The organism is Aquirufa sp., from assembly GCF_044377215.1.
Taxonomy (GTDB): Bacteria; Bacteroidota; Bacteroidia; order Cytophagales; family Spirosomataceae; genus Aquirufa.
The window spans coordinates 1-14,568 of record NZ_JBILJM010000030.1; the positions used below are offsets into that span (position 1 = coordinate 1).

Annotated in this window: 16 protein-coding genes; 10 read left to right on the forward strand and 6 right to left on the reverse strand. The window is 31.6% G+C overall.

Annotation, left to right across the window (positions count from 1 at the left end; genetic code table 11):
• The 3 genes from ACIQ6T_RS09020 to ACIQ6T_RS09030 all read right to left on the reverse strand — a co-directional run.
• The coding region (locus ACIQ6T_RS09020) for a sigma 54-interacting transcriptional regulator (RefSeq protein WP_395785605.1) at positions 1-602 on the reverse strand (602 nt) is incomplete at its 3' end.
• A gap of 1 nt (position 603) precedes the next feature.
• Positions 604-2,031 carry a tRNA (N6-isopentenyl adenosine(37)-C2)-methylthiotransferase MiaB gene (gene miaB / locus ACIQ6T_RS09025; RefSeq protein WP_395785607.1) on the reverse strand — a complete coding sequence of 476 codons (1,428 nt, stop codon included), beginning with the start codon at positions 2,029-2,031 and terminating at the stop codon, positions 604-606.
• A gap of 50 nt (positions 2,032-2,081) precedes the next feature.
• Entirely contained in the window at positions 2,082-2,735 is a 654-nt protein-coding gene (locus ACIQ6T_RS09030; RefSeq protein WP_395785609.1) for an ABC transporter ATP-binding protein, read from the reverse strand.
• 96 nt (positions 2,736-2,831) lie between these two features.
• On the opposite strand from ACIQ6T_RS09030, the gene sucC reads away from it, so the two are divergent.
• From sucC to ACIQ6T_RS09055, 5 genes are read left to right on the forward strand one after another with little or no spacing between them, the layout of a single operon-like run.
• Positions 2,832-4,022 carry an ADP-forming succinate--CoA ligase subunit beta gene (gene sucC / locus ACIQ6T_RS09035; RefSeq protein WP_395785611.1) on the forward strand — a complete coding sequence of 397 codons (1,191 nt, stop codon included), beginning with the start codon at positions 2,832-2,834 and terminating at the stop codon, positions 4,020-4,022.
• 6 nt (positions 4,023-4,028) lie between these two features.
• Positions 4,029-4,640 (forward strand): fumarylacetoacetate hydrolase family protein, encoded by a 612-nt coding sequence (locus ACIQ6T_RS09040; protein ID WP_395785613.1) that lies wholly within the window; start codon positions 4,029-4,031, stop codon positions 4,638-4,640.
• Position 4,641: 1 nt separating this feature from the next.
• Positions 4,642-5,079 carry a peroxiredoxin gene (locus ACIQ6T_RS09045; RefSeq protein WP_395785615.1) on the forward strand — a complete coding sequence of 146 codons (438 nt, stop codon included), beginning with the start codon at positions 4,642-4,644 and terminating at the stop codon, positions 5,077-5,079.
• Positions 5,080-5,089: 10 nt separating this feature from the next.
• The gene (locus ACIQ6T_RS09050) at positions 5,090-5,947 is read left to right on the forward strand and encodes a transketolase (RefSeq protein ID WP_395785617.1); all 858 of its coding nucleotides are present in this window, start codon (positions 5,090-5,092) and stop codon (positions 5,945-5,947) included.
• A gap of 9 nt (positions 5,948-5,956) precedes the next feature.
• On the forward strand, positions 5,957-6,916 hold the full coding sequence (locus ACIQ6T_RS09055) for a transketolase family protein (protein WP_395785619.1): 960 nt from the start codon (positions 5,957-5,959) through the stop codon (positions 6,914-6,916).
• A gap of 1 nt (position 6,917) precedes the next feature.
• Here ACIQ6T_RS09055 and ACIQ6T_RS09060 read toward each other — a convergent pair whose 3' ends face one another.
• Positions 6,918-9,137, reverse strand: a complete 2,220-nt coding sequence (locus tag ACIQ6T_RS09060; protein ID WP_395785621.1) for a BamA/TamA family outer membrane protein — start codon at positions 9,135-9,137, stop codon at positions 6,918-6,920.
• Positions 9,138-9,212: 75 nt separating this feature from the next.
• Between ACIQ6T_RS09060 and ACIQ6T_RS09065 the strand changes: the two genes are divergently transcribed.
• Positions 9,213-9,947 carry a TrmH family RNA methyltransferase gene (locus ACIQ6T_RS09065; RefSeq protein WP_395785623.1) on the forward strand — a complete coding sequence of 245 codons (735 nt, stop codon included), beginning with the start codon at positions 9,213-9,215 and terminating at the stop codon, positions 9,945-9,947.
• On the opposite strand, the gene ACIQ6T_RS09070 is transcribed toward ACIQ6T_RS09065, so the two are convergent.
• Positions 9,933-10,685: a queuosine precursor transporter gene (locus ACIQ6T_RS09070; RefSeq protein ID WP_395785625.1), complete on the reverse strand. Its 753-nt coding sequence runs from the start codon at positions 10,683-10,685 to the stop codon at positions 9,933-9,935. The genes ACIQ6T_RS09065 and ACIQ6T_RS09070 overlap by 15 nt on opposite strands.
• Positions 10,682-11,893: a pyridoxal phosphate-dependent aminotransferase gene (locus ACIQ6T_RS09075; RefSeq protein WP_395785627.1), complete on the reverse strand. Its 1,212-nt coding sequence runs from the start codon at positions 11,891-11,893 to the stop codon at positions 10,682-10,684. The genes ACIQ6T_RS09070 and ACIQ6T_RS09075 overlap by 4 nt, the downstream gene beginning before the upstream one ends.
• Positions 11,894-12,008: 115 nt before the next feature.
• Between ACIQ6T_RS09075 and ACIQ6T_RS09080 the strand changes: the two genes are divergently transcribed.
• The 4 genes from ACIQ6T_RS09080 (at position 12,009) to ACIQ6T_RS09095 (ending at position 14,535) form a co-directional block, all read left to right on the forward strand.
• A complete protein-coding gene (locus tag ACIQ6T_RS09080; protein ID WP_395785629.1) occupies positions 12,009-12,632 on the forward strand; it encodes a hypothetical protein in 624 nt (207 codons plus the stop codon).
• A gap of 148 nt (positions 12,633-12,780) precedes the next feature.
• Positions 12,781-13,164 (forward strand): hypothetical protein, encoded by a 384-nt coding sequence (locus ACIQ6T_RS09085; RefSeq protein ID WP_395785631.1) that lies wholly within the window; start codon positions 12,781-12,783, stop codon positions 13,162-13,164.
• Between the two features lie 8 nt (positions 13,165-13,172).
• The gene (locus ACIQ6T_RS09090) at positions 13,173-14,099 is read left to right on the forward strand and encodes a phosphoribosylaminoimidazolesuccinocarboxamide synthase (RefSeq protein WP_395785633.1); all 927 of its coding nucleotides are present in this window, start codon (positions 13,173-13,175) and stop codon (positions 14,097-14,099) included.
• Position 14,100: 1 nt separating this feature from the next.
• Positions 14,101-14,535, forward strand: coding sequence for an STAS domain-containing protein (locus ACIQ6T_RS09095; protein ID WP_395785635.1), 435 nt, complete (start codon positions 14,101-14,103; stop codon positions 14,533-14,535).
• Positions 14,536-14,568 lie beyond the last annotated feature (33 nt).

The following is a 14,568-nucleotide window of genomic DNA, read 5'->3' on the forward strand; positions in this document are numbered from 1 at the left end:
GTAAATTTTCTAAAAAGCAATTCAATATCCGAACCTCTTTCACGGAGTGGGGGTACATAAATAGGTACCGTACAAAGTCGATAGTATAAATCTTCTCTAAACTTACCTTTTTCTATCGCATCTTGAAGATTTAAATTCGTTGCCGCCACTACGCGCGCATTGCTTTTCTGAACTTTTGATGAACCAACTCGATAAAATTCCCCATTCTCTAATACACGCAATAATCTTGCTTGAGTACCTAGCGGCATTTCAGCTATTTCATCTAGAAAAATTGTCCCGCCATCTGTAACTTCAAAATATCCTTTCCTTGCTTCTATGGCTCCCGTAAATGAACCCTTTTCATGCCCAAATAACTCGGAATCTATTGTACCTTCTGGAATTGCACCACAATTAACAGCTATGAATTGACCGTGTTTCCGTTTTGATAATGCGTGTATTATTTTTGAAAATGATTCTTTACCCGAACCGCTTTCCCCGGTAATAAGTACTGTCATGTCCGTGGAAGCGACTTGTTCAGCTATCGATATAGCATGAAGTAATGCTGAGGAATTTCCAATTATTCCAAATCTTGCCTTGATACTTGCAATGTGTGAATTTTCCATATCAAGTATTTGTTATATTTAGATGGCCTAATAAAGTCCCAGTGGTACATGCAGTTATTTTAACATCTACGTAACTACCAACCTTTTCAGATCCTTTTTCAAAGACAACAATTTTGTTATTGTCTGTTTTACCAAAATGATGTTGATTAGATTTTTTTGAATTTCCTTCTACCAGAACTCTCTGAATTGAATTGATCATTTGCTCATTTCTAATTCCGGAATGTTTTCGCTGTAGATCAATAATTTCTTGTAAACGTTTAGATTTTACCTCTACTGGTACATTGTCCGTATATTTTTTTGCTGCCGGCGTTCCAGGTCTTTCTGAATATGTAAACATATAGCCAAAATCAAAAATAACTTCATTTAAAAGACTTAATGTATCTTGATGATCTTGATCATCTTCTGTACAAAAACCAGCAATTATATCGTGCGAAATACCGCAATCATTACCTAAAATTTCACGTATGGCGCTAATCCTATCTAAATACCATTCCCTAGTATAAGTTCGATTCATTTTATCTAGAATACGATTACTGCCACTTTGAGCGGGAAGGTGTATATTTTTGCAAATATTAGAATGTTTTTTCATTGCATACAAAACCTCATTAGTAATGTCTTTTGGATGAGAAGTTGAAAAACGTATACGTAAATCTGTATGTATTTGAGCGGTTAGACTTATAAGTTTATCAAATGTAATTAACTCCTTGGTTGATGGATTTTCCCATCGATAAGAATCAACATTTTGACCTAGTAAATTAATTTCTCTAAATCCTTTATCGTATAATTTTTGACATTCGTCAAGAATGGAATCCAAATCCCGAGAGCGTTCTCTACCTCGAGTGAATGGCACAACACAAAATGAACACATATTATCACAGCCACGCATGATGCTTACAAAAGCACTTACTCCGTTAGAATGAAGTCTGACGGGCTCAATGTCACCGTATGTTTCTTCCTTTGAAAGAAAAACATTAATGGCCTTTTGGCCATTTTCAATTTGTTCAAGCAAATTGGGTAGGTCACGATACGAATCTGGACCTGCAACTAAATCAACTAATTTTTCTTCTTCTATTAACTTGGTTTTTAAACGTTCTGCCATACATCCTAAAATTCCAATTACTACTTTAGGATTTTTTGATTTAATAGCTTTGAATGTCTGTAAACGATGACGAATTTTTTGTTCTGCATTATCTCTAATGGCACATGTATTTAATAAAATGGAATCTGCCTCTTGAATATTAGACGTAGTTCCGTAACCATTATTAATTAAAATAGCTGTAACAACTTCTGAATCAGCAAAATTCATTTGACAACCATAGCTTTCAATGTAAACTTTACCCAATAAAAAAGAATCATTTGTATCGGATGAAATACGAGGTAAGTCTAGATTATCGCTAGTTGATTTGGCTATTATATTTAATTCTTGCATGAATTAGGCTTAAATTATAGGTCAAATTTATGACATATTGTCAGTAAATACTATATAATTTTACCTGAATCTAAGAATATGACTTTATCTGATTGTTCTGTTAGTTTGTTGTTATGCGTAACCATAATAATCTGTTGGTTGCGTTCTTCTTTTATTTTAAGAAATAAATTATATAAATCTTCTGCATTTTTATTGTCAAGATTTCCTGTCGGTTCATCGGCTAATAACAATGTAGGTTCAGTTATTAGTGCTCTTGCTACTGCTACTCTTTGTTGTTCACCTCCAGAAAGGTTCGCAGGGTATTTTTTAAGCAATTGATTGATTCCCAATGATGTAGAAATCTCATTTACTAAATATTTTGCATTTTCCATGTTATATGCTTTGCGTAAATACAATGGCATCATAATATTTTCAAATGCTGAGAATTCATTCAGAAGGTTGTGAAATTGAAAAACAAATCCCAAATTTTCATTTCGAAATACATCTAAATTTTTTGTTTCTAAATTCAAATAAGAAATATCGTTTAATCGTATTTCTCCTGAATCTGCTTTTGTCAACAAGCCTATAATTTGTAATAATGTACTTTTTCCTGACCCAGAAGGACCTAGAATTGATACCAATGAATTATCATCAGCGCTAAATGAAATGTCATTTAGAATTAATTGGGTTCCATAACTTTTTGAAATATTTTTTAATTCTAACATTTTATTGGGTTATTCTATGAAAATGAACTTGTTAATTGAACAATTTAAAAGTTTGGCAAATAAATAGTAATTTCACGAAATTAAAATTTTTACTAAATGAATATTCACGAATACCAAGCAAAAGAAATTCTCAAAGGTTACGGAGTAAGAATTCAAGAAGGGATTGTTGTTGATAAAGTCGAAGATTCGATTTCAGCAGCAGAGGCGTTAAAAGCACAGACAGGAACTGGTTGGTTTGTTGTCAAGGCACAAATTCATGCCGGCGGTCGTGGTAAAGGTGGAGGAGTGAAGTTGGCCAAGAACCTAGATGAAGTTCAAGAACGTGTTTCTCAAATTCTAGGAATGCAATTGATTACACATCAAACAGGTCCAGAGGGCAAGAAGGTTAATAAGGTTTTGATCAGTGAAGATGTTTATTATCCAGGTGATTCTGAACCTAAAGAATTTTATATATCTATTTTACTAGACCGTGGTCGTTCATGTAATGTAATTATGGCTTCCACTGAAGGAGGAATGGATATTGAAGAAGTAGCTGAACACACTCCAGAGAAGATTATTAAAGAGTGGATTGATCCTCGCGTAGGTTTACAAGATTTTCAAGCACGAAAAGTTGCTTTTATGCTAGGTTTGAGTGGTCAAGCATTTAAAGAGATGGTTAAATTCATTCAGTCGCTTTATCGTGCTTATGTTGATACGGATTCATCAATGTTTGAGATTAACCCTGTCTTAAAGACATCTGATGATAAAATATTGGCAGTTGATGCAAAAGTAAACATTGATGATAATGCCTTGTATCGTCATAAAGAATTAGCTGTTCTACGAGATTTACAAGAAGAAGATCCACTAGAAGTCGAAGCTTCAGAGAATGATCTTAATTATGTAAAGTTAGATGGTAATGTTGGCTGCATGGTTAATGGCGCAGGTTTGGCAATGGCTACAATGGATATAATTAAGTTATCAGGTGGCGATCCCGCTAATTTTTTAGATGTAGGTGGTGGAGCTAATGCAAAAACTGTTGAGGCTGGTTTTCGCATAATTCTGCAAGATCCAAATGTCAAAGCAATTTTAATAAATATCTTTGGTGGTATTGTTCGTTGCGATCGTGTTGCTAATGGTGTTGTAGAAGCATATAAGAATATAGGAGAAATTAGTATTCCAATAATTGTTCGTCTTCAAGGTACAAATGCAGAAGAAGGAGCGGCTATAATTAATAACTCAGGCTTAAAGGTATTTTCTGCAGTTTTATTAAAAGATGCGGCCAGATTAGTTTCTGAAGTTTTAAAATAGATTGCAATGAAGATTATTTGCGTTGGGAGAAACTACGTTGATCATATAAAGGAGTTATCTAATGAAAAGCCAATTGATCCCGTTATTTTCATTAAACCTGATACTGCGTTAATAGATAATTCACAAGCTTTTTATTACCCATCTTTTTCATCAGACGTACATTATGAGCTAGAACTAGTTTATCGTGTAGGAAAAGTTGGAAAAAACATTGAGGCAAAATTTGCTCATAAATATATTGACGCAATAGGATTAGGTATTGATTTTACGGCACGAGATGTGCAAAGTAAGTTAAAAGAAAAAGGTTTGCCTTGGGAGAAAGCCAAAGCATTTAATGGTTCTGCATTTGTTTCCACACTACGTCCCATATGTGAATCAGATTTTTCAAATTCAATTGAATTTGAACTATTTAAAAATCAGCAGTCTGTACAAAAAGGTAATTCAGATTTAATGATTTGGAATGTTTCTGAATTAATAGCTGATATCTCAAAATACTTTACTTTGAAATCAGGTGATTATATATTTACAGGAACTCCTGCCGGTGTCGGACCTGTACAAATAGGGGATATCTTAAATGGATATTTACAAGGAGAGAATTTATTTGAACTAGCAATTAAATAAAATGGCTTTAACTATTGGTTCTTCTGTACCTATAACGGAAATGATTGATTCTGCTGGTGTTAAGCACAGTTTACTAGGTAGTAAAACAGTTTTGTATTTTTATCCCAAGGATAATACACCAGGATGTACAGCTCAGGCTTGCAATTTGAATGAAAATTTAGATTATTTAATGTCTAAAGGTTATAAGGTAATTGGAGCAAGTGTAGATTCTACTAAATCTCATGATAAATTTATTGCCAAATTTCAATTGAAATTCCCTTTGATATCAGATGAATCACATAATATCGTTGAGGCATTTGGTGTTTGGGTAGAAAAATCAATGTATGGTAAAAGTTATATGGGGATAGCTCGTACGACATTCCTTATTGATGAAATGGGAATTATAATAGATATCATAACGAAAGTGGATACCCAAAATCACACTCAACAAATCCACTGATCGAATTATTATGCAAACAACAGAATTACAAAAAGTCGCATCCCAAGTACGTCGGGATATTTTACGTCAGGTGCATGGTGTCCAGTCAGGTCATCCTGGAGGCTCTTTAGGATGCACTGATTTATTAGTTGAACTATTTTTCAATTCCATGAATTTGAAATTAGATAGTTCTGGTCAAGTGATTTTTCAGATGGATGGAAAAAATGAAGACGTATTTTTTCTTTCCAATGGCCATATCTCACCACTTTTGTACAGTGTATTAGCTCGTCGTGGTTATTTTAACGTATCAGAATTAGCTAGTTTTCGTAAGCTAAATACTAGGTTACAAGGTCATCCTACACCTCATGAACATTTAGAAGGCGTGCGTATTGCTTCAGGTTCGTTGGGTCAAGGATTAAGCGTAGCAATTGGTGTAGCTCAGGCTAAAAAACTAAATTCAGATAATTCAATAGTATATTGTTTGATGGGGGATGGGGAACAAAATGAAGGTCAAGTTTGGGAAGCTGCCATGTATGCACCCCATCATAACGTGAATAATTTAATAGCATTTATAGATGAAAACGGCCAACAAATTGATGGGCCAACTGAAAAAGTCATGAATAACCTAGACCTAGAGGCTAAGTATCAGGCTTTTGGTTGGCAAGTTTTACGAGTGGACGGCAATAATATGTCTGATTTGACAGCAGTAATTCAAGAGTCTAAAGCTCTTTTAGTAAATAATAAACCTGTTATAGTTATTATGAAAACGGAGATGGGAGCTGGCGTTGATTTTATGATGCACAGTCATAAATGGCATGGTGTGGCACCAAATGATGAGCAACTTGCCGCTGCTCTTGGGCAATTAGAAGAAACTTTGGGTGATTATTAATAAATAGAAATGGCATTATTTACATACGATACTAAAAAGGATACACGTTCTGGCTTCGGAGCAGGAATGGAATACTTGAGTCAAAATAACCCTAAAGTTGTCGCATTGTGCGCGGATTTGATTGGTTCTTTAAAGCTTGAAGCATTTATTAAAAATTCTCCTGAAAGATTTTTTCAGACAGGAATTGCAGAGGCTAATATGATTGGATTAGCTGCTGGACTATCAATTGGTGGATATATTCCTTATGCCACTACTTTTGCAAATTTTGGTACAGGGCGTGTTTACGATCAAATACGTCAGTCTGTAGCATATTCCGGTAAAAACGTTAAAATAGCTTGTTCTCATGCTGGGTTAACTTTAGGTGAAGATGGGGCTACGCATCAAATTTTAGAAGATATTGGATTAATGAAAATGCTTCCAGGTATGGTCGTAATTAATCCTTGTGATTATAATCAAACTAAAGCTGCAACTATAGCCATTGCTAGCTATGAAGGTCCGGTTTATCTTCGTTTTGGACGTCCATTAGTTCCTGTTTTTACCTCAGAGAATCAAGTTTTTGAGATTGGTAAAGCTGTGCGGCTTATAGAAGGAACCGATGTAAGTATTTTTGCGACTGGTCATTTGGTGTGGGAAGCAATTATTGCTGCAGAAATTTTATTAGAAAAAGGAATTCATGCTGAGATAATAAATATACACACGATTAAACCTTTAGATGTTGATGCTATTCATACCTCAGTTGCAAAAACTGGTTGTGTTGTTTCAGCAGAAGAACATCAAATTAATGGGGGTTTAGGTGACTCTATTGCACAGTATTTAGCGTTAAATTTACCTTCACCGCAAGAATTTGTGGGTGTCTATGATACTTTTGGCGAATCTGGGAAGCCGGCTGAATTGATGGAAAAATATGGTTTGAATGCGAATTCTATCGTTGAAAAAGCATTACTAGCTATATCAAGAAAAAAATTATAGTTTAAAAAGGGTAACCAATACCTATATTAAATTCTATTGGGTTTTCAACTGAACTAAATGATGTTTTGTTGAATACCCATTTTTCGTTTTTAGGCATAGCTGGATTTAACACTTTACTTGCTAAATCTAATCTTAAAAGAAAGTAATCGAAATCCCATCTTAATCCGATGCCTGTTCCAACTGCAATCTCATTTAAAAAACTATTAATTTTCCAATTTCCTACAGAAAGCTGTCCTGGATATGAAATATTCCAAATATTACCGGCATCTAAAAATAGGGCTCCATTCATAGTGCCAAGAAATTGAATAATTTTAAATCTATATTCCAATGAAGATTCTATTAAAACGCTTCCCGGTTGCTCAATTAAATTTGTAAATGAATTGTATGAACCTGGACCTAATCGTCTAGGTTTCCATGCTCTTAGACTGCTTGGGCCTCCAATAAAAAAGTTCTTTTCATAGGGTAATTGATAATCATTTTCACTTCCATATACATAAGCTAATCCACTAGCGAATTTATAGGCTAATTGTGACTGTTTTTTCGGTCCTAAAAGAATATACTTTCGATAATCTAAATTAAACCTTAAATATCTGTAGAATTGTAGTTCTTGGTTGGATTGAAATAAATTCTCAATAAAGGCAATTCGTTTGTTTCTAATTAAATTTAATGAAGTACCCCCTGATTCTAATCCAATTTGAAAACTTCTACCATCTACTAATTTATTCGAAGGGAGAAATGATCTGTAGTTATATTGAAATATAATACTAGAAACAAAACTAGGATTAAAGCTTCGATATAGATTATTTCCGCGTTCTCTCAAACTTTCCAAATAGGAAGTAAAACTAGTTGAAGTTTCTGTTAGAGGATAATTTGTATTTATTATGTTGACATCAAATAATGATAATTGAAAATATTTATTAACTGACTTTCTCCATTGATATCGTTGGAATAATTTAAAATTTGTTCTTAAATACTCAGGTCTGTTTATGTAATCATACCCCAAGCCAAATTGGGTTTGAGATCCTATGATATTAGACGACCATTTTGAAAAGTATGCAGGTATGTATAGTGTAGGTAGATTTAAAACCGCTGTCAGGTTTAGTTCTAAATTTTTTCTTGTTTGATCTGTATTTATAAATCCAGTCTGTGCTTCAAATCCAATTCTACTATTAAATTCTAGATTATCTAGAACTGAAAAAACACGACGAATTTTAAATGAATTAGTTATAAATGGCCCAGGAATTCCTCTAAACACACTTCCACCTAATTCCGATGAAATATTAAATTTATCATTCCGAATTAAATCGATCGTTGGATTGACTCGAGTTGCTCCGGTATCAAACTTTATAGCTACTGATTTATACTGATCTGTTGCGTAAATATTTTGAAGACTTTGCGTTATTCTATTGGCTGCATATATATCACCTTCTTTGAAGGTGACGATTCTTTTTAATTGATTTGTATTCAAAGATTGAGAAATCCATTTCTCTTCTTTTTCATTTAATTCTAAATGTAATTCATTGAATTTGACAAGACCAATACGAAAGAGTCGATCATATTGAATATTAGTAGTAGATATGTTTGAATTCGGAATCTTATAAGCCAATGATATTGATGTCAGTGTAGAATCTTTTGTATCGTTTAACTTAATTCCAATCTGATCTTCGCTAAAGTAATAATATCCTTGATTTCTTAGTGATTCACCTAGTTTTTTTTTCTCCTCTTTTAATAAAGAAATAGAAAGTCTAGTGTTCAATTTGATTAAACTTTCTTCACTTATGAATTTCTTTACAATATTTTCTAGTGCTGGATTATTAATTATAAGCGTGTCTTTTTTAGTAAATAAACTTGGTAGGCCCTCTGAAATTACATATTCAATTTTTACTTTATTGTTTATTGAGGTATCTATTTTAATAGCAATTTGAGAGTTTAAATAACCAATAGAACTGTAATAACGAGAAATCTTATCTCTTATTGAATTCACTAAAGAGGTATCCAGCACTTCAGGTTGGCGTTTAAAAAGTTGAAACTTAGCTTCTTTTATATTTAACGAATCCTTTTTTCTTCTTTTAATAGTTAAATAACCGTTTAATTTGATAAAAATATAAGGTTTATTTACTTCTTTTAAAGAACTAAGGTTTGTTTTGAAATCCTCAATTTTCACATGTTTATTGCCACTTATTGAAGTTTTTTCAATCGTATACAACGGAAGTTCATACATTTGCAAATTCGTACACGATAAGTGTAGAATTGAGATTATAATTAAAAAAGAATAATAGCTTATATTTTTCAAGTGATGTTAACCAATAAACAAATAAAGTTAATTAATTCCCTACATTCTAAAAAAGGACGTTCGGAGAATCGATTATTTTTAGTTGAAGGGGAGAAAGGTATAAATGAATTGTTAAATTCTAGTTTGAAAATTCATTCTATTATAGTTAATCGTGTTTTTGAAGCTGATAGTAGATTTATTAATACTAATTGTGCCGTTTATTACGTTGCAGATTTTTTAATTCATCAACTTTCAACTTTGGTTACTAATAACTATGGATTTGCTATTGTAGAGATGCCTAATGAATCTTTTATTTATAAGCCTGATGAATTTACTGTTATTTTAGATGGCATAAGAGATCCTGGTAATCTTGGTACAATTATACGTATTTGTGATTGGTATGGTATAAACCAAATTGTCTTATCTAATGATTGTACTGAATTCTACAATCCCAAAGTTATTAGTGCTTCTATGGGCTCTTTCTTGAGAATATCACATATGTATGTTCAATTGGAAACGTGGTTAAGTAAATATACTGACTCAAAAAAAATTGGAGCACTACTTAATGGGAAGAATATACACGAATATAAATTTCCTGATGCTGGCTTTATAATTTTTGGAAATGAATCAAATGGTATTTGTCAATCAGTTGTTGAATTAATTGATGATTCCGTAACCATTCCTAGTTTCGGTGGGGCCGAATCACTAAATGTTGGCATTTCGTGTGCGATATTTTTGGATAATTTAAGAAGAAGTTAAACTTTCATTTAATTCTTTTTTTAAATAGACTTCAATTAGATAATGAACTAAGTATAATAAGGGGGTTAATAGTATAGCAACAATGAATTTATATAAGTAGTTGTTCAAAGCCACATTGAACCACTGATTGACGCTCCAATTCCCGAAAATATAAAACGCAATACCAATAACTAGAAAACTATCGATTAATTGTGAAACTAAGGTAGATCCAGTCGCTCGTAGCCAAATGTGTTTTTTACCTGTTTTTGATTTGATTTTTTCAAAAATATAAGCATCCAATAATTGACTGACCAAAAAAGCTGTTAAGGATCCTGCAATTATTCCTAGACCCTGCCTAAATATTAATGAAAATGAATCATTTATATTACCTGTTTTTTCATTGACGGAAATCCAAAAATCAGCAGGGACTAATAAAGTTGCTAAATAAATAACAAAGAAGGAATATAATACAAATAGGGAAGTGGTGTATGAAATAAATTTTACTCCTCTTTTGCCAAAATAATCATTTATTAAATCTGATGTTATAAATACGATTGGCCAATTTAAAGCACCAGCGGTTTGATTAAATGACCATGTTTCTCCCCAAAATGTTTTCAATTCTAATGGGTTGAAACCAAGAGATTTTTCAATACTTACAATTTTAACTCCGATAATCTCTGCTATTATTGCATTCGTCAAAAAGACACCGAATAAAACAATAAAAAGCTTTTTTTTTCGTGAAAATTGACTAAAAATCATATTCTATGATTATTAAAATGAGATGCAATTTTATCTAAAGCTAAATTTAATTGTTCGACATGTTGAAGAAATACAATTCTAAAATGATCTTTTTTAGTAAAATTAAAACCTTGACCACCAACGACTAGGATTTTCTGTTCCTCAAGGAGTGTCATGACAAATTCATTATCGTCTTTAAACTTAAAAACGTCTAAGTCAAATTTGGGAAATAGGTATAGTGCCCCTTTGGGTTTTACGCAAGAAACACCAGGAATTGCATTTAATTTTGTATAGGCAAGATTCATTTGTTTAGCTAATCTACCATCAGTAGAAACTAGATCATTTATTGATTGATAACCGCCAAGTGCCGTTTGTATTCCGAGTTGTGTGATCACATTAGCACAAAGTCTAGTACTAAATAAAAAATTTAAACCCTCAATATAGGATTTGGCTTTATGCTTTGCTCCAGTTAATATCATCCAACCACCTCTAAATCCTGCTGCACGATAGTTTTTTGATAATCCGCCCATTGTGACAATTAGTATATCTTCACTTAATCCAGCAGCAGAATAGTGCTTTGCTGTGTCGTAAATTATTTTGTCGTAAATCTCATCTGAGAACAAAATTAATTGATATTTTTCAGCGAGTTTCACAACTTGTCTGACTGTTTCTTCTGTATAAACAGCACCAGTTGGATTATTCGGATTTATTAAAACAATAGCTTTTGTCTTGGAATTTATTTTATTTTCAATGTCTTGAATATTTGGATTCCAATCATTTGATTCATCACATTCGTAATGAACAGCCTTACCTCCTTGTAGGCCGACAACTGTAGTCCACAGTGGATAGTCGGGTGATGGAATTAAAACTTCATCGTCTGTATTTAGTAAAGCTGTCATAACTAGTGAAATTAATTCACTAACTCCATTACCAATATAGACATCTTCAATTAAACTATTTTTAACACCTTGATTTTGGTAATATTGCATAACAGCTTTTCTTGCCGCAAATAAACCACGTGAGTCTACATATCCTTGTGCAGACCGAATGTTTACAATAATATCATGTATAATTTCGTCGGGAGTTTCAAATCCAAATGCTGCAGGGTTACCAATGTTTAATGAAGTAATTTTATAACCCTGATTTTGTAATACAAGGGCTTTCTCATATACTGGACCACGAATTTCATATTTTAAATTGTCAAGGCGCTTACTTTTATAAATATCCATATGTTCCAAATGATAGAAATGTAAAATTAGTAAATTACTTTTGATTCTTTAATTCGGTAATTTGTATTTAAATGAGGTCATATTAGGCGCTATAATAGCTATATTCATTCTTTTGATGAATTTAGCTTTAAGGTATTATGTTGTTTTTCAAAAAGGAGCACGAATTTCTAACCTAGTAATAGTGAAAATGTTTTTACGTACGTTAATACTATTGTGTTTAATTTTGGTTGTATTGTCTAGTTCAGAGGACAGAAGTAGCTTAAAGGCAAGAAGTGAGAGTAATTTAATTTTATATTTAACAATTTTAGAAAATCAGAATAAACTTATTTTTACTGAATCAACTAGATTTAAATTAATTGAAATAGCAAATGCAGCTAAAATTGAAAAAATTGGATTAGTAATATTAAATACGAATAGAAATTTAGGCAACTTTATAATTCCTACAACGAATAAACGTAGATTTATTAATTTATTGCGTACTGAATATTTTAAAAATAGATCAGATTATAATCTTCAAAAAATTGATTTAAATAAAACCAATACCAAATATTTAGACGTAAATAATTCTGATTTCTCTGAAGGCTCTAGTTTTATTTCTGAAAGTAATGAACCAGTTAAGCTTATAAATTACTTTACTTATATTTTTGAGATATCGTCCTTTAAAATTTATTTACTAGTTTTGACTATAGTATTTGTATCGACTGATTTAATTTTTAAATTAAAGATTTTGAAAATATAATTTGTTCTCATCCCTCATTTATATTGCCATATTATTTTATCAGAGTATATACACTTTGTCTAATGATACATATAATAAACAAGTATTAAAGCTAAACCAGAATCTAAGTTTATTAAAATTAGAAAGAGCTGAAAAATCTATTAAACAAATGAAGAAAAACACTATTTTCAATGATTTTGAGACGGAAAGTAGGCTAAAATTAATAAGTGTGAAATCTGGTTATCCTTCAAACTATCACAAAACAGTGAATTTCACACAATCAAGTAATACGAATGATTTAATTTTAAATTCTTTATTAATTGATAGGATATATAGTTCAGCATTAGCCCAAAAAATGTTAAAAAAGGGGATAATTGAAAATTCAAACTCTGATAGCTTGGTTTATGTTTTTGAATTATTAAAATCAAATACTTCAAAAATTTCTTTAAGACCAAATATATTTAATAAGACTACACTTACCCAACAATGGGACAAATCAGAGGCTTTGCAATTATTAGAAATAATGAAGAAAAATGAAAAGTTAATATTATAAATTTTTATATGAGTAATACTATTATTGAATTTCCTAATCAAACCTCTTTTTATAAAGGAAAAGTGCGTGATGTTTACTCTTTTGGAGACCATCTATTAATGATTACATCAGATAGAATTTCTGCATTTGATGTAGTATTGCCACGATTAATTCCATTTAAAGGTCAAGTTTTAAATCAAATAGCTTCCTATTTCCTTAATGCGACTGCAGATATAGTTCCTAACTGGTTAATCAGTACACCGGCTCCTAATGCTGCTTTTGGAATCAAGTGCAAGGCTATACCAATTGAAATGGTTGTAAGAGGATATTTGGTTGGTCATTTATGGAGAGAATATAAATCGGGTAAAAGAATTATTTGTGGTGTAAAATTACCAGATGGATTAGTTGAAAATCAAATTTTACAATCACCAATTATTACACCTACGACAAAAGCAAATCATGGTCATGATGTAGATATTTCAATAGATGAAATTGTTAAACAGGGAATATTAAGTGAGAAATTAATTACAGAGATAAGTCAAATTTCACTCGCATTGTTTCAACGAGGTCAGGAGATGGCTGATTCTAAGAATTTAATATTAGTTGACACAAAATATGAGTTTGGTATTCGTGATAATCAAATTATCCTAATGGATGAGATACATACGCCAGATTCGTCTCGATACTTTTATAAAAATTTATACAAAGATCTTTTTAAAAAAGGTTTGCCACAAAAACAGCTATCAAAAGAATTCGTTAGAGAATGGCTGATTGTAAATAATTTTCAAGGCAAAGAAGGGCAGAAAATTCCCTTATTAACAGATGAATTTGTTCATCAAATATCGGAGCGATACATACTTTTGTATGAGGAGATAACAGGTAGTAAATTTGAAAAATCCGATTTGGAAGAAGATTACATATCTAATATTTATAATCAAATATCACACCATATTTAACATGTCATCTCAAGTTTATCAATTAGAAAAAAATGAAAGCTATGCAGTTATTGATTGGCTTTCAACAGAGTTAATTCAAGCAAACTCCGAGGAATTAGAATATGCAGTTAGAATATTATTTAAAAATGAATACACGAATATTATTTTAAATGGCTTAAAACTAACTAGTATTGATGGTTTCGGAGTTGCAGCAATTAGAAAAGCTACCAAAATTTGTATAAATGAGATGGGCTTATTTGTACTAATATTAAAATCCGATGAAGTCATTGATCGCATTGATCAAGCAAAAATTGAGGACTTAACTATCTTGAATTCAGTAAAAGAAGGTGTAGATGCTATATATCTCAATGATTTAGCAAATGATTTTGAAGATGAATCTGATGCAAATGCAGATGAATATGGCCTAGATGGATCTGATTTAGGTGAAGATTATTAAATATATTGTACTTTTTTTAGAAATTTTATTTTA